Origin of the sequence: Chloracidobacterium sp., assembly GCA_015075585.1 — a bacterium.
Taxonomy (GTDB): Bacteria; Acidobacteriota; Blastocatellia; order Pyrinomonadales; family Pyrinomonadaceae; genus OLB17.
Genome location: JABTUB010000002.1, coordinates 1 through 23,541 on the forward strand (window position 1 = coordinate 1; position 23,541 = coordinate 23,541).

The following is a 23,541-nucleotide window of genomic DNA, read 5'->3' on the forward strand; positions in this document are numbered from 1 at the left end:
AGGCGCTTTCTTGGTGGTGGCTCTGGTAGGGCCTTCACGTACTGCATTGGGTTGCGATCGAGAACGTCCTCTTCGCAAGCGAGACTGAAGATCTTCGACAAAGTCGACATGATCCTATTGATCGAGGACGGAGATATCGAACTTTTCTTTTTTCGCTGGTTTTTCCCGTATTGGAGTTTGTTCCTGCAATCGCGACAATCCTGTGGTGTGATGGTATGCAGAGGTTGATCTTTTAGGTGTTTCAAGAGCAGTTTTATGTAAAGTTTCTTCGCTCCCTTGTTGACATTGTTTTGCTCCACATATTTTCGATAGGTTGATTCGACAAAATCTCCGAAGGTTACAGTCGTATCTGCTTGTCCGAATGATCTGTCGAACAGTTGCTTGACCAGTTGTCGCTCGGCGAGTTCGGCTTCCTCCTTGGTACGAGCTGTCGGAATAACCTGATGAATGGTCTTATGTCCTTTGACGCGTCTGTAGACCCACCAACGAGCGGTCGAATACGCCGAGTGCTTCGCGTTTATCCGCTTACCGTTATATTTCTTAAAAACTGACATACGCTCAATAATTTGCTAACCAGGCATCCACCTCAGTCCTGTTGAAGGTTGGTCGGCCCACTCCATGAAACGGAAGGCCGTTGTATCTCATCCATCGATTGATCGTTGCGCTGGATTTCTTCAAGTACTTCGCGACTTCGGACTTCGTCATGATCTGCGGCGGCTGTGATGAATGAATAGCTTTCTCGATCGCTCCGGCGACCGAACTGTCAATCAAACGAATCAGCTCAGTTTTTTCAATCGTGATAATTTCAACCATTTCCCTAACCTCCGATTACCACATGGCAAAGGATGTGCCTTAGCCGATAAGCCTTAAAAATGGACTTTCTCGACGCCCAAAGTAGCGAAAATGCGCCACTCGGCGCAGTTTTGCACCAGCCCTAGAATTTTTATGAACCAGCGTGATCTAAAGTGATGATTTATGAGAGTTTTGAGCGGAAAAAAGAGGACAAAAAAAATACTGCAACCAACCTGCAACCAAGTCACAAAAATGGAGCTTCCAGCAATCGCTGAAAGCCCCATGTTTATTGGTCGGGACGGCGAGATTTGAACCAGCGACCTCTCGCACCCCAAGCGAACGCGCTACCAGACTGCGCTACGTCCCGGATTGTAATGATTTAGCTTAGGTTCGCGGCCGGCGGATGTCAACTTCGGCATCGCAGCCTCGTCATTGGCCGGATCGCTTCAACATATCACGAAGTTCCAAAACCTGCATTGCAAGCCGCTTCAGCACCTCAGCTTGAATGCCGTTCAATGGTTCGGCAGCCTCGGGTATGGGCGAAGTGTCGAAGAGCATCGGGGCCTTGCTGTCCCGCTTCGGAGCCGCAGCTTTCGGCGTTCGATCGGCAGCTACCGCAGGTGCCGGTACAACCGTCTTCGCTCCGGCGGCCTCACGGGCATCGATCTGCAGCTTCTTGCGTGCTCCGGCAATGGTGAACATTTCGTTGTAGAGGAGCTGCTTGATCTTGACCGCTACTTCAACATCCTTTTTCCGATAGCTCCGCTGGCCGGAAGAGTTCTTTTGCGGGGAGAGCATCGGAAACTCCGACTCCCAATATCGCAGCACATGCGCCTGAACACCGACGATTTGGCAAACCTCGCCGATCTTGAAGAATATTTTGTCAGGGATCACAACGTCAGATGGTGCCATCAGTTATCCGAATGTGTTAAAGTTCTCTGTAAGATCCTGGCTGTTAGTGTATGTATTTACAAAAGTTGTGTCAACTCCGATCATGCATTCTGAATTCGATCTAATAAATTACATTAAGGCCCGCCACAACCTTAATGCAATAGGTGACGATTGTGCGGTTCTGCCGATGAATTCAAAGAGCGATCTGCTGATCACAGCAGACATGCTTGTGGAAAACATCGATTTTCGACTCGAATGGGCGAAAGCTGAGGATATCGGGCATAAATCACTCGCCGTTTCCCTATCAGATATTGCCGCAATGGGCGGAACGCCGACTTTTGCCATGATCTCGCTTGCCATTCCGGAAAGCGTCTGGAAAACCGACTTTATCGAACGCTTTTATGAGGGCTGGCACGCTCTTGCCGGGAGTTTTGAAGTTGAACTTGTGGGAGGCGACATCTCAAAGACCGAGGGGCCGATCGTTATTGATTCAACGGTAATGGGCTCCTGCGATAAAGGGACCGCGATCCTCCGATCGACAGCAAGACCCGGCGACGGCATCTACGTCAGCGGCGCTCTTGGCGGCGCGGCCGGCGGCTTGAAACTACTCGAAGCCGGAAAAAGAGACGATGCTCTCAGTCAAAAACAACTTCGCCCGAAACCTCACCTCATATTAGGTAATATATTGCGAATACAGCAGTTAGCCGATGCAATGATCGACCTTAGTGACGGAATTTCATCTGATCTTACACACATCTGCCGCGCAAGCCGAGTCGGAGCAAAATTGTATGCAGAACGATTACCGATAAATAAAGGCCTCACGACGTATTTCGATGGTGCGACAGCCCTTGAACTTGCTCTAAGCGGCGGCGAGGATTTTGAGCTATTGTTTACAGGCAATAACGACAAGATCGCCAAAGCGTCGATCGACGGCGTTATTCGAATTGGCGAGATCACCACGAATGCGGGCGTCATCGAATGGGTAACAACCGGGGGCGTCAAGATGTTGAAGCCCCAAGGATTTGTACACTTCTGACAAGAAGGACTAAGTCATCATCAGAACGATTCGCATGCATCGCGGTTTCGCCTGGCCGAATGTTCGCACACGATCTTTCGACAATATGTGGAACCGGCAATATTTGTAACGACAAAATATTGTGCTTGCGTTTATTTCGTGTTTTGTTTAATACTACAAAGTGTATCGGTGTCAGCAGGTCGCGTCGGGGTAACGCCTTTGGGCACAGAGTGAGGATGTCGTGCTAACAGGAAGGGTCTTACTTTTGAATTTTTCCTACGAGCCGCTCGGAACGGTGGGCGTGGCGCGAGCTGTGTGCCTATGGTTTCGCGGAGCGATCTTTGTTGAGGAAAATGACGGCACGAACGTTCTTCATTCGCCTTCGACGACATTCCCGGTTCCATCGGTCATCCGGCTGCGCAACTATGTCCACCTCCGTCGCAACAATCGTGAGACAACGATGAAGCGGGCTCGGATATACATCCGCGATCGTTACCGCTGCCAATACTGCGGTGAACACAGGCATGCCAAAGACCTGACTCTGGATCACATCTTTCCCCGTGCACAAGGCGGCGAGAGCACACCGCAGAACCTCGTTACGGCGTGCGTGAAGTGCAATCAGCGTAAAGGAAATCGTACGCCTGAACAGGCTCGCATGCCGCTGCTGACATCGCAGAAGCTTCTTCGCCTAGGGCTCGACCACGTCCTGCTTTGTCATTACGCGGAAAGCCGTCCGGAATGGAGAAAGTACCTCTTCATTGACGACAGTGACGAAATCGCGTCAACGATCGCAGCGTAACTCATTCGATCACGACATCGGCGCCGAATACCGATCTACGCATTAAAGCGATCATAAGTGTTTTGCGTTCTGCCCTGCTTTGCGTAAAAATTTAAGCCATGCCGCAACAGAAGCCGCTTGGCAGCGGCGCGGCGTATTTATGCTCCGTTTTTTCAACACGTTATCGCGTCGGATCGAGGTATTCCAACCGCTTGAGAGCGGCAAGGTTCGCATGTACATCTGCGGCCCGACCGTATGGAATTTCGCACATATCGGCAATTTTCGCACATTCGTCTTCGGCGACGTTCTTCGGAGATATCTGAAATTCAAGGGCTACGATCTGACACACGTTTTCAACCTTACTGACGTTGATGACCGCATTATCAATGAAGCACACTCGCGCGGCATCACGATAGACGAGTTCACGGCGCCCTACATACAGTATTTCTGGGAAGACTCTGACGCCTTGGGCAATCAGCGCCCTGAGGTCAGCCCGCGTGCAACACAGCATATTGCAGAGATGATCGAACTGATCGCAAAGCTGCTTGCGAACGGCCACGCATACGAATCGGACGGCTCGATCTACTACCGAATTTCGGCATTTCCTGAGTACGGCAAACTATCGAAAATAAATTTTTCGGGCAATATCGCCGGTGCAAGTGAGCGGGTTGACAATGACAAATACGAAAAGGAGGACGCACGCGATTTTGCATTGTGGAAGTTGGTCGGCCCCGATGACGAACCGGGATGGGACGCTCCATTCGGGCGCGGCCGTCCGGGCTGGCACATTGAGTGCTCCGCGATGTCGATGAAGTATCTCGGCGAAACCTTTGACATCCACGCCGGCGGTCAAGACCTTCAGTTCCCGCATCATGAGAATGAGATCGCTCAGAGCGAGGGCGCGACGGGCCACCTCTTTGCAAAGTATTGGATACACAGCGAGTTCCTAAAGATCGATGACGTTACAATGTCGAAATCAAAGGGAAATTTCTTTACGTTCCGCGATCTGACGGCGCAGGGATTTTCTCCGCTTGCCATCCGATATCTGCTGTTGTCGGTTCCCTATCGGAAACAATTGAATTTTACCTTCGAAGGACTGCAGGGTGCGGAATCGACGGTTGAACGACTGCAAAATTTCCGCTCGCTTGTTCGAGAAGCTCGAACGATCGACGGACCGAACGGCAACGGGACTCCGGAGGACGTGACGAGCGAGATCGCCGCAACTTCCGCGATCGATATAGCGCAGCAGGCCCTTGAGCGTTTTGAGGATGCAATGGATGACGATCTCAACACCGCTGTTGCATTGGCTGCGGTGCATGACATGGTGCGGGAGATCAACACCGTGCTTGCTTCCCGAAAGATCAGCAATGAAGAGCGTCTCGCCGTTCTGGCCGTTACAGAAAAGTTCGACTCGGTGCTTGGCATCTTCGGCCCGGAAACGGTTCAGATGCTCGATGTCGAAATTGAAGCATTGATCGAAGAACGTCAGCAGGCCCGAGCGAGCAGAAATTTCACGCGTTCCGATGAGATACGTGACGAACTTGCCGAAAAAGGCGTCATCCTCGAGGATACGAAGGATGGCGTCCGGTGGAAGCGTAAGTAGGCCTACTGCTTACTGAGAGTTCCGACGGCGTCGATCTCAAATTGGCTCGTCGTTGTACGCACGATGTTTACCTGAAAGCCTCTGTCGGCCAACGCTTTTCGAGGATCGCCGTTGCCGTTCGCAATAAGCGTTCGATAAAAGATCATTGCATTGTTCGGCGGCAGTTCGTCCAGATCGACACGGTGCACTTCTTCAAATCCGCGCGGAAGGAAAAATGCTTTATCCTCTGCGCTGTCGGGCAGTCCTTCGACCTTCACGATCCTCGGCCGTACCGCTCGATCCTTTGTTGCGTACCATAATTGGTATGCGATAAGATCTTCAAATACATAAACCGTGGCCGGCTCCTTCTCAGGGATCTCGTTCGCAAGGCCCTCCCAATTACACCATGGCATTTTTGGCTTTGGAGCAGATGCTTCCGTAATGAATCCAGCTCCTGCGAAAAGGATCAGGAAGGTCAGCGATGCCGTCAAAAGCCATTTTTGGGGCAGCGACGCGATCGCCAATGAGAACAACGCCAATGCCGGGCCGAAAATGATTATCAAATGCCGCGTGCCCCAGATCGAATACGAAAGGATCCAACTCAGCACAAACGCCAGCGTTACGGGTACGGCCACAAATGCAGAAAGCAAATAACGGGCGGTCTGCTCGGCCTTTCGTACAAAAAAAATGATCAAGGATACACTAATGATCAATAAAATGGGTATTGACCAGCGATAGGATGAAATAGGTTCGATACTGACCGCTTGGAAATAAAAAGGATCGACCAACCCGAACAGAAGCGTGACGATCTCACGAAGCGCCGGCCGGGACATCCACCCGATATTTTGTCCGATGCCGGAGCGAGAAGCACTCGTTATCACAACTACGACCCACGGCAGGAATGCCGAACCGACGATCGCTGTCATTTTCAACGCGGCACGCCACTTGATCCGCTGACGATGTACGATGACGGCAACCTCGGTCAAGACCACAAACCAGCCGAAATAGTGTGTGTACGTTAATAGGATATTGACGACGATCAGCAGATTGAGGTCCTTGCCTTTGTTAAAGTATCGCGTGAAGAGCCATAAAGAAAAAAGTGAGATGCACATCAAGGTACTGTACATCCTGACCTCTTGAGAATACTTTAACAAAGAGCCGTTAACTGTAAGTAACAAAAGGGTGATAGCTGATGTCCATTTAGGAAGGCTAAGCTCTTTTACCAGCATCAGCAGCGGAAGTAACGACAGGATCGCGAAGACGGCGGAGAACGAGCGAAGCCAGACGGCTGCATCACCTCCGATACCGATCCATATTTTAAGAATTATGTAGAAAAGTGGCGGATGGATAATGTCCAGGGCTACGAATCTGAGCAGTTCGATCCATTGGTGCTCGGCGGCATGGACGCTGAATATCTCGTCGAACCAGAGGCATTGATCACCGATACGCCAAAAGCGAGAAACGGCAAATGCGGCGGCCAACACTGCCGAAACCGCATATCTAAGCCGGCCCGCTCCCATCACTCAAGGCTGACGCCATTACACAGTTGGCCGTCAATACTTGTGTAGGAGAGAAGGATCTCCTTGAAGGAATTCGTTTCAGGCATGTAGATCCTGCATCGGTCGTACGGTTTCGAATAGATATGCACGCTTACGGTGCGATCGGTGTCCGAGGCGTTCCAAACTTGATGAACCGGCTCACCGAGATCGACCATTGCGGCCTGCTGCAGACTTAGCTCAAATGATGCTGTTTCGCTTAGGCGGCAATAGCCTTTCTCGACATCCAATTCGTCTATGGCAAAGTTTCTTCCTTTCAAGAGCCCCATCGCAACGGTCATCCAACACTTCTGATCCGAATGGTCATGTATTGTCGAAACCTGCCCTTTCTCCCAGCAGATCGCCATAACCTCAAATCGCTCATCTTTGTAGATGAGATTTCGCGTATAGTAACTGTCGCTCCAGAAGAGGTATTTTTGCAGTGAATCTATATCAACCGGGCGATCGTTCAAATATTCGTGAACATCCGCCGACCCGAAATCGTCGTCGCTTCGCTCGCGCAGTCCTCTAATAAGGTCTTGGATCGGAATTTGATTCATTGCTCAAACGTGGCGGAAGTATTGCAGACAAAATAACAGAGGCCGAAGATTTAATCAATTGCTCCCGTCAATAAGGTCGAAGCCGAACGTGAACGCTGAAGAAAAGCAAGGAATTCTGCTTTGTCACGCGTTAATCCCGAAAAGCTGGCAACGACGCGGCCATCAGGCTCGACTATCGCATAGAAAGGCAATGCAACAGTGCCGAACATCTCCTGCTCCATCTGCTGCTGACGCTGATACACCTCACCATCGCCGTCGGTATAAAGGCTCGTGAGCACGAATCGCTCCATCTCAGCCCGAACCTCGGGCTGTACGAACATATTTGCCTCCATCCAGCGGCAATTCGTGCAAGTGTAGCCGGTGAAATCTATCAGTATGCGCTTATTTTCCTGCCGTGCTTTTATGACCGCACCTTCATAATCGTTCACGATCCATTCGAGTTCACTTCTTCGGTCGCCGAGAATATTGAAGGCCGAGTCCTTATTCTTCGGCGGCAGGAATGATTCAAGCTCGCCCAGCTTCTTTCCGAGCAGGCCGTAGCCCATATAGACACATAGGACACCGAACAACGCAGCGATGGCGACGCGCGTCGGCGTTACCTTCTTTACCGGCGAGTCATTGCGAAACCGGAACATCCCCAGGACGTAAACGATAATCACCAAACCGATCACGATCCAGATCATCAGCACTACCTCGCGCGTCAGTAGCGTACCGAAGTTCAATGCTCCGCCGTCTCGCAAACGGGCGCCCCAGACGAGATCGACGTTGGAGAGAAATTTCATCGCTGCTGCGACCTCCAGAAGGCCCATTACGACCTTGACCGAATTCAGCCAGCCGCCCGAGCGCGGCAGCGACGAAAGTAGCCTCGGCACCGTTGCGATAACAAAGAAAGGTACCGCAAAGACCGTCGAGAAGACCAACATACCGAGGAGCGGCATCTTCCAGTCACCTTGCGCGGTAGATACAAGAATGGTACCGACAAACGGCGATGTGCACGTGAACGATGTAAGTGTAAAGGTCAGCCCCATCAGAAGCACCGCGATGTACGTGCCGCCTCTTCCCTGTTCCGCCCTTGATATTGAGTCCAGCTTGGTCAGCAGGCTTGCAGGCACCGCGATCTCATAAAAGCCGAGCAGGTTGAAGGCAAAGGCCAGAAAGATCGCGGCGATAACAAGATTGACCCAAGGATTTGCGGCAAAGAGATTTATCCCGGAGGCTCCAAAAAGCACTGCGAGCAGCATTCCCAGCATCGAAAATGTTGCAATGATGCCTACCGAATAGACAAATGCGAGCTTTATTGTGCGGGTATGATGCCCGTCAGAGCGTTTCATAAAGAATGACACCGTTATCGGTATCATCGGAAACACACATGGCGTCAGAAGCGAGATCGCACCGAATGTTGCGGCCAGCCAGATGAACGCCCAAACGTCGGTTGTTGCGTTCGATACCGTCGGCGGAGTTTGCTCCGGTGCATCTTGCACTACGGCTGCGACCGGCGCTTTATTCGCATCACGAAAACCCGCGGACGTAACGACAACGGTCTTCGGCGGCAGGCACATCGTGTCATTACAAACCTGAAAGCGAACATCCAGGGAAAGCTCCGATGCCGCAGCGTCCTGAGCGGCCGCAAGAGGCACCTTAAATACTGCGGTCTTCTCAAAGTACTGCGTCTCAAGCGGTTTGCCGTCAATAACAAAGTTCGGGTCTGCCTTTATCTTAGGGTTCTGAGACGTTGCTCTCCCTGCCGTGATGAACGGGCTTCCGGGACTGACCTTGATGGTGGTTGCATAAGGGCCGCCTTCCGCCTGCTCCAACGCGTAAAGGCTCCACGGCTCGGCGATCTCAGCATGGAGTTCTGCCGTGAGCTTTGCCGCCGCGGGAAAGCGATCTTTCGCAGGTTCAATTCTCAATCCCCAACTGACGGGTGATTGCGCGGCCAAGCCGGCCGCCATCGAGATCATCAATAAACCTGCCGAGATGAAAGTTCGGAGCATGATGTAACGTCCAATTACACCCTAACATATTCGGCCCCAAAAATGCCCGATCAGAGGCGTCCATAGGTGCTAAACAGCAGTTTAGAAAGTGTTTTTGCGGTTTCTGCTGCGGTTTCATATAATGTTGTTTTTACAACAATTGCGGCCGTGCGATCACTTGTGCGGCGGCGGAGGAACGTAACTTTGGCAAGAGCAGCTACGAGATCAAAAGCTACAGTAAAGAGCGCCGCGGCAAAAACAACGCCCAAGGCAATAACCGAAAAGAAGACCCCGACTGCATCGAAATTCCGCGATGTCGATCTGGAGATCAAGGAATATAACACCCGTAAGGCCTCACAGCTAAAGGTCATCAAGAAAACCGGCAAGGCCGTCCTTCAGGAGATGCTCTATCAGATGGTGCTTGGCCGCCATTTTGAAGAAAAGTGTGCCGAAGTTTACCGAATGGGTAAGATCGGCGGCTTTTGCCATCTCTACATCGGACAGGAAGCGATCGGCGTCGGGGCGATGACGGCTCTCGAAAAGAGCGATATGGTTATCACTTCATATCGCGATCACGTTCAGGCAATGGTCAAAGGAATGTCGCCTGAGAGCGTGATGGCCGAGCTTTACGGTAAAGAAGGCGGCTGTGTGAAGGGCAAAGGCGGCTCGATGCACATGTTCTCAAAGGATCTGGAGTTCTTTGGCGGCCATGGCATCGTCGGCGGTCAGATCGGCGTCGGAACAGGTATGGCGTACGCCGCAAAATATAAGAACACGGGCCAGGTCGTCCTGTGCTTCTTTGGCGAGGCGGCGGTCAATCAAGGCATTTTTCACGAATCGCTGAACATGGCACAGCTTTGGAAGCTTCCGTGCATCTACATCTGCGAAAATAATCAGTACGGCATGGGAACGGCCCAAAGCCGTGCAATGTCGGCACGCAGTATTGCGAGAAAGGCCGAATCCTATGAGATGGCAAATGAATTCGTTGACGGAATGGATGTAATGGCCGTTCGCGAGGCCACTCAGCGTGCCATCAAGCGTGCACGCGAAGAGGATCTGCCGACGCTTCTTGAAATGCGTTCGTATCGTTATATGGGCCATTCGATGTCCGATCCCGGCAAATACCGAACGTCGGAAGAAGTGAAGAAATATCAGGAACGTGACCCGATAATTCTTTTCAAGGACAGCCTAAAGGAAGCTAAGGTATTTAACGACAAGGAGTTCGAAGAGATCGAACGGCAGGCGGTCGAAGCGACAGAGCGGGCACTTAAATTCGCGGATGAAAGTCCGCTTCCCGACGGATCTGAACTTTTGACCGACGTTTTGGCTTAGAGATATGGCAATTTTAACTATCCGTGATGCGTTGAACCAGGCGTTGCGCGAGGAACTGGTCAGAGACGAGAACGTCTTTATAATGGGCGAGGAAGTAGCCGAGTACGATGGCGCGTACAAAGTTACTCGCGGCCTCTGGAAAGAATTCGGCGACAAACGCGTGGTCGATGCTCCGATCACTGAACTCGGTTTTGCGGGGCTTGGCGTCGGAGCCGCAATGGCAGGCCTTCGGCCGGTGATCGAATTCATGACATGGAATTTCTCGATCCTTGCCGCCGATCAGATCATCAACCATGCGGCAAAGATGCTTTATATGTCGGGCGGTGAATTCAAAGTACCGATCGTTTTTCGCGGGCCGACCGGTTCGGCTTTCCAAGTATCTTCGCAGCACTCGCAGGCACTGGAATCGCTCTATGCAAATTTTCCCGGACTGAAAGTCGTAATGCCGTCAACGCCGGCGGATGCAAAGGGCCTGCTCAAATCAGCGATCCGCGATGACAACCCGATCGTATTTATGGAGCAGGAGCGTATGTACGGCATAAAAGGCGAAGTGCCGGAGGATCCGGATCTGACGATCCCGCTTGGCGTTGCCGACGTAAAACGCGAGGGTACGGACTGCACCATCGTTGCCCGTTCGATGACCGTGCCGATGGCTCTTGAAGCAGCGGCAAAGATCGAAGAGCAGCTCGGCGTTTCGGTCGAAGTGATCGATCCGCGTACCATAAAGCCTCTCGATATCGACACGATAGCCGCATCGGTGAAGAAGACGAACAGACTCGTCATTGCAGAAGAGTCTCACGCATTTGCATCGGTCGGAGCAGAGATATCATTCCAGGTCATGGAGAATGCTTTCGACTATCTTGATGCTCCGATACGGCGCATCTCGACCGCTGAATGCCCGATGCCTTATGCTAAGAATCTCGAAACGCTTGCGTTGCCCAGCGTCGATAAGATCATAGATGCCGTAAAGGACGTTTGCTACTTATAAAGTGGATCGAAAACAGGCAATTCGTGAATACAAGCTGAATGCTCAGCCAATGGGCGTTTTCCAGATCCGCAATATCGCGAGCGATAAGGTATTCGTTGATTCGAGCACGAACGTGCCCGGGAAAATTAATCGGCACAAGTTCCAACTCAATGCGGGCGTGCATCCTGCCAGAGGCCTTCAGGCCGACTGGAACTTTCTTGGCGAGCAATGCTTCATTTTCGAGGAGCTTGAGGCCTACGAAGCACCGAAGGACCGAGTTGTGGATATCGCGAAGGAACTCGAAGTACTCGAAGACCTTTGGCTCGAAAAGATCGAGCCGTATGGGTCGCGCGGGTACAATACACAAAAACTCTCACGCGAGGAACGGCTGCGAATGATCGCGGCCAAAACCCGGAGTTCATAGTACGCCGTGCGTTGCCGCTATGGCAGGCTGCGTACGATTTTATAAGATCAAGTATGGCTGAAAAATTCTTAATGCCGAAATTGTCACCGACGATGGAAGAAGGGCAGATCTCGCGTTGGGCAATGAATGAGGGCGACTCCTTTGCTGCCGGAGACACACTGGCCGAGGTCGATACGGACAAGGCGACGATGGAGATGACCGCGTTATCGCCGGGCACCTTGCTGAAGATCCTAAAGCAGGCCGGCGATACAGCGTTGCTTGGCGAAGCCATCGCGATCACGGGCGAAAAAGGTGAGGATATATCTGCACTGCTAAGTGAGGCTGCATCCGCAGCAAGCAGCCCTGCACCGGAAGCGGAAGCGGTAGCGACACCTGCATCTGAGCCGGCAAAACCTGCTGTTCCGGCCGCACAACCCACGCAACCCACTTTAACAGCCAACCCGCCCGCGGCCCTTGCGGCAATAAAGCCTACTGACGGGAGGTTGCTCGTCTCGCCTATTGCCGCACGCATGGCAGCGGAGAACGGCCTTGATCTGAAGGCCATCGGCGGAAGCGGCCCGAACGGCAGAATAATAAAGCGTGACATTGAGGCGGCACTTTCGCATGGTACAACGGCTGTACATCCGGCAGCATACACGCCGTCACTGCAGGTCGGATCGGCCGGCTATCGCGACGAGGTCACATCGCGTATGCGGCAGGTGATCGCATCGCGACTTGCCGAGTCGATCGGCCCGATACCTACATTTTATCTAACTGTCGAGATCGAAATGGATGCCTGTCTGGAACTCCGAAAACAGGTCAACGCATCAGTCGGCGAAGATCAGAAGATCAGTGTCAACGATATTATCGTCAAGGCCGCGGCGATGGCCTTGATGAAGCATCCGTGGGCAAATTCGTCGTATCAGGACAAGACGGTGCGCTTCTACGATCAGGCAGATGTGGGTGTTGCAGTTGCCATCGAGGACGGCCTGATCACACCGGTCGTTCGCGGGGCCAATTACAAAGGTTTTCTCGATATTTCGGCCGAGATCAAGGATCTTGCCGCTAAGGCTAAGGCGAAAAAGCTCCAGCCGGAAGAATATACGGGCGCTACATTCTCGATATCGAATCTCGGAATGTTCGGCATAAAGGAATTCACTGCTATCATCAATCCGCCCGAAGCGGGTATCCTCGCGGTCGGTTCTGCAACTCCGACGCCGGTCGTTCGTAACGGCGAAGTGGTGGTCCGTAACATAATGAATGTTACGATGAGCTGCGACCACCGAGCGATAGACGGTGCGACCGGGGCAAAGTTCCTTCAAACCTTCAAACAGATGCTCGAACAGCCGGGCATGATGTCGGTCTAGCGAGGCACTTCTGAAGCAATTATTTGGGCGGCGCGATGCCGCCCACTTTTATAAAGGGTTCCTCTGCGAGTTGCGGCTTAATTCATACCATCGAAAAGGCTAAAGAAAATTCGTTCCTGCCGTTCGCTGCCCTGCTTGGCGTTCAGGCTTTGTTCGGTTCGCTTCCTGTGATCGCCAAGGTAGTACTTGCAAGCGTTCCGGCAATGAGCCTCGTCGGCCTGCGGGTTGCTATTACGGCGATCGTGCTGCTTGCCGTTCAGGCGTTTCGCGGACGCATCCGGCTAAAAGAACGCTATGATTACTTGCGCCTTGCGGTTCTGAGTATTTTCGGCGTTACGCTAAATCAGCTTTTCTTCATCGGCGGGCTTGCACGCACGACTGCATCAAATGCTTCGCTGCTCGCCGTTACGATACCGATATTTGCCATTACGGTCGGCGTAATTGCGGGTACCGAACGTCTGCGGATCGCAAAGGCGGCAGGTATTTTGATCGCGATGGCCGGAGTGCTGCTGATCATCGATCCGCGGAACGCCTCATTCTCGTCAGACACGACACGCGGCGATCTGATGATCATTCTTAACTCGTTCTGCTTCGGTACCTACGTTGCGACGTCAAAGAACGTTGTCCTTCGTAACGGGCCTTTTCGTTCAATGATGTGGGTGTTCATTTTTGCCGCTGTTGTCTGTGTTCCTTTGGGCATTTCGGCATTTGCGGAAGCGGCGCCCGCGGCGATATCGACGAAGGTTTGGGTGCTCGTCCTTTACATAGGCATTGGGGCCACGGCCGTCCCGTATCTGCTGAACGCATGGGCGATACAACATGTCGACCCCTCGACCTTGGCGATCTTCATTTATCTTCAGCCGATCATCGGCGTTCTGCTCGCTGCCGTCTTTCTTGGCGAAAGGCTCCGACCATCATTCATTTTGGCAACGGCTCTTATCTTTGCGGGCGTAGCTCTTGTTACCCGAAAATTCGTACCGAGTGAAACTTAATGCGCTCCAGTTCGTTTCAATACTGAATGCCGACAGAGATCACGCTGATCAATGAGGAAGCTGCACCGATATCTACATTTCGCATCAAGGGCGAGATGCTGCTGGCTGATGCGCGGCTCGTCGGGCGGATCGCGCTCAGCCACAAAGCCAAAACGGGCTACGGCGTACGGATCGACCTGGCAGACGTGGATCTTATTGACAGTGAGGCCGCCTCATATCTTCGCGGCCTTGAACAAGATAAAGAGATCACGTTGATCGGAGCCGAGATATTTCTTCAGCGGATCATCCGATCGATCGAAGGCTCGTAGCCGCATTCTTTACCGGCAATATAAAAGAGGCTTGAGTGCCGGAGCACTCAAGCCTCTTTGTTCGGCCTTTGCCGACCGCCGTTATTGCGGTACGGTCGTTGATGCGATCGGTATGTCACCGGGCAGGCCCCAATGCAGGCCTGTCATTGTGTTCGTTCCGCTTTGCAGCACGAACCAGTCTCCCAGCGACGGACGGAACACCGTCACATCCGTTGTGCCATCGGCATCATAGTCTGCCGGTGCCGGTATGTCCGTAGCCACACCCCAAGCAATCACCTGAGATGTACCTCGGAGCGATCCGAGTATCCACCACTTGCCGTTGCGATACACCGTGAGATCGGTCATGCCGTCGCCGTCGAAATCGCCCACAAGCGGCTTGTCCGTTGCGTTGCCCCAGCTGCCGACCGTCACATAGCCGCCGTTGCTCAGATGTATCCACCATGCACCGTCGCGGTAGATGGCAACGTCGGTCTTGCCGTCGCCGTCATAGTCGCCCGGTACCGGCGTATCCGTCGAAATACCGAAGATTTCTTGTGTCGTCGTGCCGTCGGCGATCGAGTACATCGTCCACATTCCCGTTGCGGGATGATATGTGGCAAGGTCTGTCACACCGTCGCCGTTATAGTCCGCCGGAACAGGCTTGTCATTCGGCGAGCCTACCGTCAGCCCCTTAACGACACCATCGGAACTTCTAAGAACGTACCATGTCGAAGTGGATGCGCGATACACTGCAATATCCGCCTTTCCGTCGCCGTCAAAGTCCCCGGTAACAGGCTTATCGGTACCGAGGCCGAAGTCCGCAAGAAACGCCGATATATCTGTCGATCTGCGTATGTACCAGCGGGCCTCACTCGGACGGAACACGCTGTAATCGGAGTGCAGGTCGCGGTCATAGTCCTCAGGATAGGCCCTATCCTCATCGACTATGATGCCGATACCCTGAAAGTTAAGGATCGTCGCTCCGTTCGTCGGTGCCGACAAGTTCAAGTAGAACACCTCGTTCGGCTCCTTGTTCGTGTCACCGACCACAGGCACCGATACGGTCTGTGTCTGATCCGAACCCGATGCCGGGAACGTAAGCGTACCGCTCGTTGCCGTGTAGTCAACACCCGCGGTCGCGGTACGGTTCCCCGTCCCATACGAGACACTTGCACCCGCTCCCTGTGTATAGGTTACGGTGAAAGTTGCCATTGTCGTTCCTGAGTTGCCTTCCCAAAGCCGTACATCATTCACCGAGAACGAATGGCTCGGCGTCGGCGTAGGCGTTGGCGTCGGCGTCGGCGACGGACACGGGCCGACACCTTCGATAATGATGTCGTCCACTGCCCAGTACCATATCCAGCCGCCCTGGTAGTGGAACCTTATCTGCACGTCAGGCTGTCCTGCGTATGCATTAAGGCTCACCGTCGCATTGGCGAATGCTGATGCCGTACCCTGGGTCGAACTATACGTCTGGATAGTCGTCCATGTACTGCCGCCGTCGGTCGATGCCTCGATCACCTGCGGATTGGTGAGATATCTCAGATAGTGCTTGAACTTCAAGTTGGCTCCTGAGAATCCTGCCAGCGAGAATGACGGTGATGTCAGCGTCGTATTGACCTGAACACCGCTACCGCCCGCATCGGCATTAGTGATAGCGAACTGTGCTCCGCCGCCGCTGTTGATGGTCTCACTGCTGGTGTGGCCCGGCGAATGCGGATTCGTTACCACTGTCCACGCGGTAGCATTCGGATCAGTGCCGCCGGTCGAATTGTTCGCCGTTGTCCAATCTCCGAATCCTGCCTCAAAGTCTTGTGAAACTATCGGACAGGTCTCAGGCGTCGGCGTCGGCGTCGGCGTCGGTTGGCCGCAGAGCTCGACATACTCGAACGAATCGATACCGATGTAGTTCGAGCCACTGCCTGTCGGACCGCCATCCTGTACGAAGTAACGGAATGCAAAGCGTCCGGTCGTCGGCGTCGGAACACCCGTTACCGTTACCGTGTACTGCGTCCAAACCTCAGGATATTGACCCGTCGTCTCTGTCGGGTTGATCTCCAGCAGCAGATTGGTGAAGTCACCCACATCCGTTGCCGAGGTACCGACGTTCGTTGACGAACCGTTGGTGCTCATCCTCACCTGCAGGCGATCCGGATAGAGATCCTGATCGATCGATCTCGTCCAGAACTTCATCACTGAACCGTTCTGGATCGTCACTTCCGGCGTCAGCAGCCAGTTGCTTATCATTCCGGCTCCCGCAGTGTTGTTGAAGTTTGCACCGATGTACGATGTCGATGGCCCTGCCTGTGCCGGGAATACCGTATCGTTGCCCTGGAACCAACCCGTGGTGCCGACCGGTGCACTGTTGTTCTGCATGAACCAGCCGCCGGGAACCAACGTCGTGATGTCGTCGAACCCTTCCGTGATCAGCGACGGGCTGCACGAAGGTGTCGGACTCGGTGTCGGTGTTGCCGTCGGCGTTGGCGTTGCCGTCGGTGTTGCCGTCGGCGTCGGCGTCGGCGTAGGTGTAGGCGTCGGTGTCGCACATCCGCCGGTTCCCTGGATAGTGAACGCAGCATCCTGCGCCGTATTGTTGCCCGTATCGAGAGTGGCACCCCACGCCGTACCGTTCCACTGGATACTGTTCGAACCGGTCTTCTGCGTCTGTCCGAGCACGGTTACAGGAACCATCCACGGGCCGGAAGCGAGCGAACCGCCGAGCTGATAGTCAACCCAATACGTTCCCGCCGGAAGCGTCGTATTGATCGTTGCTACCACTTGCATGATCGGACGTTGATTATTGGTCAACCCCGTATCAAGCACGCGATAGATGTTCGTGAACGATGTCGAAGCCAAACGGTTCGTCGTCGTATCTCCGAACACAATCGTACCGCCCGCATTCGGTGCACCATTCCATATCTGTACACGTACGTCGTTGATCGTACTCGTTGTTGTCGAGCCGGTCTGATACGTATAGAACGTGATGGTAGCTATGTTGGCTCCGCCGGCAGGTATCGTAAAGTCATCTGCAATGCGGTATCCGCTCGACACAGCAACGCCGAATCCATACGTACCATTACCCAATCCGGTCTGTACCGCACTTGCGTCGGCACCGCCGGCGCCGCCTGCCGGATGCGTAACCATCGGCCCGTTATCATAACTGAAGGCGGGCGTACACGTTGGCGTCGGACTCGGTGTCGGAGTTGCCGTCGGAGTTGGAGTTGCCGTCGGTGTCGGTGTCGGAGTTGCCGTCGGTGTCGGTGTTGGCGTTGCTGCCATCACCTCATCAGCGCCGATATCATATGCAGTACCTTGCGGCCTTGCGTCACCGTCTATGTCATCCGTGACAGATGCGATCGCGGCTCCCGCGTCGTACTCAGGTGCAGCACTCGAAATATGCAGATCGTCGGCACTCGTGAACGGCACTGCTCCCGTTGACTCGATCGAAGCACCGTCATTCGTAGCATTGCCGAGCGTACTTGTATATGCCTTCAGCAGTGCGAGGTTCGTAAAGAAGTTGGTCCCCGCTGTCGTTCCGGCCTGGCCTGCTCCCGCACTGGCGGCATCCGTACCGTAGTAGTACGAGTTGCTGTCATCGAGCAGGTTCATTGCCGCCGTGCCGCCTGACGGGAAATAAACGGCAACGTGAGCGATCGAGGTCGTACCGCCTGTGATGTTGTTCGCAAATATGTTGTTGCGTACATCAAGCCCCGTCTGCGTCGTTCCGCTCACGGCAAATGCCGCTGTCAAATGGCTTGATGTAGGTGTACCAGGCATCGCTCCATACAGGTTGACCGAGTTGTTGTAAACCTTATGGTCCGTTCCGCCTTCGATCTGTATGCCGAATACGCCGTAGGTCGGCGAGAAAGCGATACCGCCCGACATATCGTGATTGACATCGCTGACGAAGTTGTTCTTTATCACGACATTCGACGTTCCTGTACCGGTACTTATATCGATACCAGTCGCACCATAGGTTCCCGTGTATATCTGCTTGATGTCACGAACACGATTCTTCTCGATCGTGCCGCCGTTGACGACAAGGCCGATCTGTATGCCGGTCATCTTCGCGGTGCTTGTCGGCGTTGACACAACACCCGCGATCGTATTGCCGCGGATAACAAACCCTGTCGTGTTACCGACGAATACTCCTCTGAACGTGTTCTTATCCGCTGCAACCGTTGAGCCCACATCATTGCCTTCGATAAGAAGCCCCGTATCGCTTCCGGCAACCGTGCCGCGAATGTATGCACCATTCTGGACACGGAACAATGCATTGTTGCGGATCGTGATGTTATTATTCGGTGCCGTCGCATCGGCTCCGAGCGACGCCCCGCTGCTCGCAAGGATCGCGCTAACCGCCGTAACACCCGTGCCGCCTGAGATGATGCAGTTCTGAATTGTCGTGTTATTCGCGCCTACACCACCGTTACTTGCGATCCAGATGACAGTGCCGCCTGCAGTGCCGTTGGTGATCGTCAAACTCCTGTCCGTCCCGCCCGAAAGCGAACCGTCGATCGTAACATTATCAGTACCGTTAAGCTTGATCACTCCGCCGGCAGAAGAGCCGCTGATCGTACGTGCCGCACCGGACGGTTTGATAACCAGCGTGTAGCCGCTGGTGAACGAATTCAGAGCCACCGCACCTGTTTCGCCCGTTAGGTCAGCCGCGATATTGATCGTGATGTTGCCTGCGAGGCCGGACAGGTTGATCGCCTCAAATATGCCGCCGGCATTTGTGAGTGACGGATAGTCGCCCGGGATGTTATAGCTTCCGCTAAGCGGCGGAGGCACGTCCGTGATCGTAACCGTTGCGGGGTTGTTCGCCCCGATCGTCGCTCCTCCTGTTACGTTAGATAGTGTGAAGTTAAATGTCTCGCCCGGATCCGGCATGGCATCGGAACAAAGCTGGACAGCAACGATCTTAGCAGTCATATCTTGATCGGCCCAGTTGAGTGTGCCGCTTGCCGCTACATAGTCGCCGCCGCTGCCGCAAGTGCCTGCGGTCGCCGTGCCGCCGCCGGTCGCATAATCGACCGAAACGGCACCATCCATACCGCCTGTCCTGTTGACCTGTACAGAAACAACGGTTCCTTCATTTCCGGAATAGGCGTTCGAACTCAGGTCTATCGTACCCGGCCCTGAAGGTACGTTGTAAACGAACTGGATATTGGGTCTGTTGTTCGAACGGGTACCAACGCCGGTCGGCGGGCTATTATCCGTCATCCAGTATTGATGTGCATTGGCCGCTGTCGAGTACCGCAGCAGCTTAGCCGCACTGCCCTCGCCGCCGGTGCCGCCGTAGTTGGTCTCAACAAGGACTTCAAGGTTGTCGGAGGTGTAGGAAAACGCCGTATCCAATGTAAAACAGTTCCAAGCGTTCGCCGTAAGGCTTGCCGCGGGTACCGTCTGCGAGAAGACCTGCGTCGCACCCGCGATCTCACTGGCGAACGTCGTGGCCGCCGGAAAGTCCGCGGCCGTTGTCGTCTTAAAACGAATGACGACGGGTGTATCAGCCGGCGTTGAGAGCGAGTTGATATACCAGCAAACGCCTGTGATACTCGCGCCGCTTGTCATTCCGTGTTCCGCCGCGGTATAGATCGCAGCACTGCGCTCGTAGCCAAAATATGCCCCAAGAGGGTACCGTTGACCGCCGCCATTGGTGTTGGCTGACGGTATCGTAACCGTCGCCGCCGTAACCGTGCCGGCGACAAGCGCCAGCGCCATCATCATTGCAAAAACAAGTCTTGATATTCTCCTCACAATTTCCTCCAATTACGAACAAAAACACGCCAAGCCATAGGCCAAAATGCCTATCACCCGCGTGTCAGCAACTCTCTTATTTGTTCCATCCTCATTGCATTACAAAATGCAAGCGTGATGTCAGCAATGCGGCATTACCGCAAAGGAACTCAGGTTTCAATCGAATTGATCGCCGTTAGTATCTACCCAAAGTGCCTTCAAAGTCAAGCCCCATTTTTCAACGAAACGTTCGGAGCGTATGCAGTCCGCCCGCAGAACGGCTCCGAAGGCCTTTCGTCTCGCTCTTACGGGAACGATAGAATGCCGCGCTAAGGCTCGGCAATAAAGTCGATATCCGTTACGCTGTCATTGACAGTTACCACCCGCGTAGGCGCCGCGAAAGTGTAGCGCTTTGCGTTTACCATCACGACGTAAGTATGGCCGGCCTCCAGCCCTTCAAGACTGTAATAACCGAAGGACGACGTCCTCGCTGTCACGCGCTGCACCAGATTTCCGCCGGTTACCGACACAACCGCATTCCTGATACCGTAGCCGTCAGCGGTCGTAACTCGCCCTGAGATCGACGCGGGTGCCGCCGTTGTACAATCAGTTCCGTAACGCGCAAGAGCAAAATCGAAGTCCGCCCCGCCATAGGCAAAACCTGCGGCCACGATCCTGCCGTCACCCTGAACCGAAACCGCGCTCGCCATGCTGAATGAGACCAGAACCGGCGTTATTACCTTGCCGGTGCCGTTGAATGACGTGTCTAGTGAACCGCCGGCGTTATATCGCACAAGTGCAAAGGAAGCGCCGGCGCCATTATCCGTCCATCCGGCAGCTACGATCTTGCCGTCTGGCTGAATGGCAACTCCGTTCGCCTGATCGGACGCGGCAAGTATGGCGGTTGTCACCATTCCGGTGCCGTTGAATGACGTATCGAGGGAACCGTTGCTGTTATATCGTGCCGCTACGAAATTTACATCAAGGCTGACGCTTGCCGATCCCGCAACAACTATCTTGCCGTCGGGCTGCAGGGCAGCCGCAAAACCATAGTCCTGTGAAGTCGCGACATCTGTTGTTACGATGCCGGAAACGCCGAACGAGGTATCAATGGAGCCGTCCGCATTGTATCGAACGAGCGCGAGGTCGTAGTCACTAACGCCGTCCCACGCAAATCCGGCAGCCACGAGCCTTCCGTTCGACTGAATTAGCACCGAAGTGGCGCGAATGTCGCCGCTTCCGACAGCCGTTACGACCATGCCTGTCCCGTTGAACGAGGTATCAAGCGAGCCGCTCGCATTGTAACGTGCAACCGCTACCTCAAAATTGGTACCGTCAAAACGATACCCCGCCGCCACGATCTTACCGTCCGGCTGGATCGCCACTGACTGTACATAGTCGTCAGCAAAACCAAGATCCGTCGTTACTATACCCGTTAGGTTGAATGACGTATCGGGCGTTCCGTTCGCATTGTAGCGGGCCAAAGCAAAATCCGAATTCGAGCCACTGAAGGTCGAACCCGCCGCCACGATCTTTCCGTCCGGCTGGACAGCGACCGAGTATGCAATATCGCTTGAACCGGATGAAAATGCAGTGGTCACTTTGCCGGTACCGTTAAATGACGTATCGAGCGTGCCGTTCGTGTTGTAGCGTGTGAGTGCAAAGTCGTCGTCTGAGCCGTTCGACGCAACACCTGCGACCACGATCTTGCCGTCAGGCTGCAATGCCTGCGCGTAGCCGTAGTCCTGCGAACCGGCGATATTAGTACCGACTTTGCCACCCGTTCCGAACGAGGTGTCGAGGCTGCCGGTCGGATTCTGCATAAAGCAGAGGCTCTGCGTCCATTGCGCGTAGAGAGTTGTATCGGCCGTTACGGCAAAACTCTGGCCCGGCATATAACGTGTTCCGCTGCCGTCCGCCGCCGTGTTCCACGACCCGAAGATGTTTCCGCTTTTGACCAGCGTCGAAGGCCCGGCAACGCCGGCCCAATCGCCGGAATTGTAGGCATTGCCGTCAACCGGCGGCGTGCCGCCGGTATTGGAGTTGCCGTTATACGTAACGCTGTATGTTGCCAGAACGACGCGAAGCACAAGCTGTCCGCTGCTGATCACCAAACTCGCACTACAGCCCGAACATATACCGTCGCCGGTGATCGTCGGCGCCGCCGCCGGGGCGGTGCCGGTTACTGCGATAGTGTTGCTTGAACCTGAGCCGATCAGCGGATGATCGCCGAGTCCCAGTGGTGTGCCTCCGTTGCTGACGTTGATCGCAGCGGTATTTGTCGATGCGAGAACGATACTGCCGCCTCCGTTGACCTTCAGCGGCGGTGCGGAGCCGCCGTAATTCGGGAACTGCAGGTCCGTATTCGCTCCGGTTGTAAGCAAGCGTGTCGAACTCGTGTTCACAAAACCGGCGAGGGATGTTGATGACGACCCGATCAGGTCTTGGTCGGCTGCAAGCGTATAACCTGCGGCATTCTCGCTGACATCAAAATATCCGCCGCCTTGGATCTCAAGAGAGCCGGAATTTGCGATCGATCCGCCCGCCAATATTGACAATGCTCCGTTATTCTGTATTACCGTTGTTCCGCTGTATGTATTTGCCCGCGACAAGCGCAAAAGATTTAGGCCGGCACCGCGGATCGTGAGGTTCCTCGAAGCGCCGGTGATCACGCTCTCGATCCTGATGTCACCCGCACCGTCAACGCTGACCACGTTCTCGGTGGGATTGCCAAGAGCGACATTCATCGTCTTTCCGCTGCCGGTATCGTAATCGCGAAGCGTCAATCGGTTACCGCTCGCATTCCGAAGGATCACATTTGCCACAGAGTTGACCGTCTCGCCGTTCAGCGTGAGTGTTCCGGCGGCCGCTGTCGAACTATTTCCGATAGCAAGATCGCGTGTGCGGGCCGACGTAATTTCGATCGCCCCGATCGACAATTGGGCCGTATTCATATTGATACCGGCGATCGTTGCACTGCCCGTATTATTGAATTGAGCGATGTCGGTCGTTAGCCACTGAACCGCAGAGGTATTCGGCGTCCAGTTTGCTGCTGTGTACCATGCGGTGCTCGAGCCCGTATTTGTCCAAGCTATAGTCGCGCCGAGGATCGCAGTGTCAAACTTTGCATCTCCCGCCGCGCGCGATCCGGCCGCACCGTTCAATTCTTGTGCCGATGCCTCTGCACCATGTGTAAATAAATGTATGCCGCCCGCTGCGGCGATCGCGATACCGAGAAATGCCGTTAAAGTAACGGCCAACGTGAGCCGACGAGATGCGATGCTTGTCTGTGCCATGGTTAGAATTCTCCTTACATTAATAGGCT

At 54.0% G+C, this 23,541-nt stretch carries 17 protein-coding genes and 3 pseudogenes; 9 read left to right on the top strand and 11 right to left on the bottom strand.

The window, feature by feature from the left end; translation table 11 throughout:
* From HS105_09100 to HS105_09110, 3 genes are all read right to left on the bottom strand, one after another.
* Positions 1-554, bottom strand: a 554-nt coding sequence (locus HS105_09100; GenBank protein MBE7516749.1) for a phage integrase SAM-like domain-containing protein, incomplete at its 3' end; no start/stop codon positions are given.
* A 4-nt stretch (positions 555-558) separates the two neighbouring features.
* Complete coding sequence (locus HS105_09105) at positions 559-813, bottom strand: helix-turn-helix domain-containing protein (GenBank protein ID MBE7516750.1); 255 nt, start codon at positions 811-813, stop codon at positions 559-561.
* Positions 814-1,221: 408 nt separating this feature from the next.
* Positions 1,222-1,704 (bottom strand): MerR family transcriptional regulator, encoded by a 483-nt coding sequence (locus HS105_09110; GenBank protein MBE7516751.1) that lies wholly within the window; start codon positions 1,702-1,704, stop codon positions 1,222-1,224.
* A gap of 67 nt (positions 1,705-1,771) precedes the next feature.
* Between HS105_09110 and thiL the strand changes: the two genes are divergently transcribed.
* The 3 genes from thiL to HS105_09125 all read left to right on the top strand — a co-directional run bounded on the left by thiL (position 1,772) and on the right by HS105_09125 (position 5,079).
* Positions 1,772-2,719: a thiamine-phosphate kinase gene (thiL, locus tag HS105_09115; protein ID MBE7516752.1), complete on the top strand. Its 948-nt coding sequence runs from the start codon at positions 1,772-1,774 to the stop codon at positions 2,717-2,719.
* A 292-nt stretch (positions 2,720-3,011) separates the two neighbouring features.
* Positions 3,012-3,497 (top strand): HNH endonuclease, encoded by a 486-nt coding sequence (locus HS105_09120; GenBank protein MBE7516753.1) that lies wholly within the window; start codon positions 3,012-3,014, stop codon positions 3,495-3,497.
* A gap of 139 nt (positions 3,498-3,636) precedes the next feature.
* Positions 3,637-5,079 carry a cysteine--tRNA ligase gene (locus tag HS105_09125; protein MBE7516754.1) on the top strand — a complete coding sequence of 481 codons (1,443 nt, stop codon included), beginning with the start codon at positions 3,637-3,639 and terminating at the stop codon, positions 5,077-5,079.
* Between the two features lie 2 nt (positions 5,080-5,081).
* Here HS105_09125 and HS105_09130 read toward each other — a convergent pair whose 3' ends face one another.
* From HS105_09130 to HS105_09140, 3 genes are read right to left on the bottom strand one after another with little or no spacing between them, the layout of a single operon-like run.
* Positions 5,082-6,581 (bottom strand): glycosyltransferase family 39 protein, encoded by a 1,500-nt coding sequence (locus tag HS105_09130; GenBank protein ID MBE7516755.1) that lies wholly within the window; start codon positions 6,579-6,581, stop codon positions 5,082-5,084.
* The gene (locus HS105_09135; protein ID MBE7516756.1) at positions 6,578-7,153 is read right to left on the bottom strand and encodes a cysteine dioxygenase family protein; all 576 of its coding nucleotides are present in this window, start codon (positions 7,151-7,153) and stop codon (positions 6,578-6,580) included. The genes HS105_09130 and HS105_09135 overlap by 4 nt, the downstream gene beginning before the upstream one ends.
* A gap of 50 nt (positions 7,154-7,203) precedes the next feature.
* Complete coding sequence (locus HS105_09140) at positions 7,204-9,147, bottom strand: thioredoxin family protein (GenBank protein MBE7516757.1); 1,944 nt, start codon at positions 9,145-9,147, stop codon at positions 7,204-7,206.
* Positions 9,148-9,528: 381 nt separating this feature from the next.
* On the opposite strand from HS105_09140, the gene pdhA reads away from it, so the two are divergent.
* From pdhA to HS105_09170, 6 genes are read left to right on the top strand one after another with little or no spacing between them, the layout of a single operon-like run.
* Positions 9,529-10,458, top strand: a complete 930-nt coding sequence (gene pdhA, locus HS105_09145; GenBank protein ID MBE7516758.1) for a pyruvate dehydrogenase (acetyl-transferring) E1 component subunit alpha — start codon at positions 9,529-9,531, stop codon at positions 10,456-10,458.
* A 4-nt stretch (positions 10,459-10,462) separates the two neighbouring features.
* The gene (locus HS105_09150; GenBank protein MBE7516759.1) at positions 10,463-11,446 is read left to right on the top strand and encodes a pyruvate dehydrogenase complex E1 component subunit beta; all 984 of its coding nucleotides are present in this window, start codon (positions 10,463-10,465) and stop codon (positions 11,444-11,446) included.
* A gap of 1 nt (position 11,447) precedes the next feature.
* Positions 11,448-11,849, top strand: coding sequence for a GIY-YIG nuclease family protein (locus HS105_09155; protein MBE7516760.1), 402 nt, complete (start codon positions 11,448-11,450; stop codon positions 11,847-11,849).
* Positions 11,850-11,902: 53 nt separating this feature from the next.
* A complete protein-coding gene (locus HS105_09160) occupies positions 11,903-13,195 on the top strand; it encodes a pyruvate dehydrogenase complex dihydrolipoamide acetyltransferase (GenBank protein ID MBE7516761.1) in 1,293 nt (430 codons plus the stop codon).
* A gap of 35 nt (positions 13,196-13,230) precedes the next feature.
* Positions 13,231-14,187 carry a DMT family transporter gene (locus HS105_09165; GenBank protein MBE7516762.1) on the top strand — a complete coding sequence of 319 codons (957 nt, stop codon included), beginning with the start codon at positions 13,231-13,233 and terminating at the stop codon, positions 14,185-14,187.
* Between the two features lie 26 nt (positions 14,188-14,213).
* Positions 14,214-14,495 carry a hypothetical protein gene (locus tag HS105_09170; protein MBE7516763.1) on the top strand — a complete coding sequence of 94 codons (282 nt, stop codon included), beginning with the start codon at positions 14,214-14,216 and terminating at the stop codon, positions 14,493-14,495.
* Positions 14,496-14,576: 81 nt separating this feature from the next.
* Here HS105_09170 and HS105_09175 read toward each other — a convergent pair whose 3' ends face one another.
* From HS105_09175 to HS105_09195, 5 genes and pseudogenes are all read right to left on the bottom strand, one after another.
* Positions 14,577-16,850 (bottom strand): hypothetical protein, encoded by a 2,274-nt coding sequence (locus HS105_09175; protein MBE7516764.1) that lies wholly within the window; start codon positions 16,848-16,850, stop codon positions 14,577-14,579.
* Between the two features lie 78 nt (positions 16,851-16,928).
* Positions 16,929-17,018 (bottom strand): annotated as a pseudogene (locus HS105_09180) (energy transducer TonB).
* A gap of 621 nt (positions 17,019-17,639) precedes the next feature.
* Positions 17,640-17,723: pseudogene (locus tag HS105_09185) on the bottom strand (chitin deacetylase).
* Between the two features lie 1,605 nt (positions 17,724-19,328).
* Positions 19,329-20,207: pseudogene (locus HS105_09190) on the bottom strand (hypothetical protein).
* Between the two features lie 338 nt (positions 20,208-20,545).
* A complete protein-coding gene (locus HS105_09195; GenBank protein MBE7516765.1) occupies positions 20,546-23,512 on the bottom strand; it encodes an InlB B-repeat-containing protein in 2,967 nt (988 codons plus the stop codon).
* Between the last annotated feature and the right edge of the window lie 29 nt (positions 23,513-23,541).

What these genes read in the sequence shown, in the direction of transcription:
- HS105_09105 (MBE7516750.1), bottom strand. Translation starts at nt 813, where the DNA reads ATGGTTGAAATTATCACGATTGAAAAAACTGAGCTGATTCGTTTGATT.
- HS105_09110 (MBE7516751.1), bottom strand. Translation starts at nt 1,704, where the DNA reads ATGGCACCATCTGACGTTGTGATCCCTGACAAAATATTCTTCAAGATC.
- HS105_09125 (MBE7516754.1), top strand. Translation starts at nt 3,637, where the DNA reads ATGCTCCGTTTTTTCAACACGTTATCGCGTCGGATCGAGGTATTCCAA.
- HS105_09135 (MBE7516756.1), bottom strand. Translation starts at nt 7,153, where the DNA reads ATGAATCAAATTCCGATCCAAGACCTTATTAGAGGACTGCGCGAGCGA.
- HS105_09140 (MBE7516757.1), bottom strand. Translation starts at nt 9,147, where the DNA reads ATGCTCCGAACTTTCATCTCGGCAGGTTTATTGATGATCTCGATGGCG.
- pdhA (MBE7516758.1), top strand. Translation starts at nt 9,529, where the DNA reads ATGCTCTATCAGATGGTGCTTGGCCGCCATTTTGAAGAAAAGTGTGCC.
- HS105_09150 (MBE7516759.1), top strand. Translation starts at nt 10,463, where the DNA reads ATGGCAATTTTAACTATCCGTGATGCGTTGAACCAGGCGTTGCGCGAG.
- HS105_09160 (MBE7516761.1), top strand. Translation starts at nt 11,903, where the DNA reads ATGGCTGAAAAATTCTTAATGCCGAAATTGTCACCGACGATGGAAGAA.
- HS105_09165 (MBE7516762.1), top strand. Translation starts at nt 13,231, where the DNA reads ATGCCGCCCACTTTTATAAAGGGTTCCTCTGCGAGTTGCGGCTTAATT.
- HS105_09170 (MBE7516763.1), top strand. Translation starts at nt 14,214, where the DNA reads ATGCCGACAGAGATCACGCTGATCAATGAGGAAGCTGCACCGATATCT.
- HS105_09175 (MBE7516764.1), bottom strand. Translation starts at nt 16,850, where the DNA reads ATGCAGAACAACAGTGCACCGGTCGGCACCACGGGTTGGTTCCAGGGC.
- HS105_09195 (MBE7516765.1), bottom strand. Translation starts at nt 23,512, where the DNA reads ATGGCACAGACAAGCATCGCATCTCGTCGGCTCACGTTGGCCGTTACT.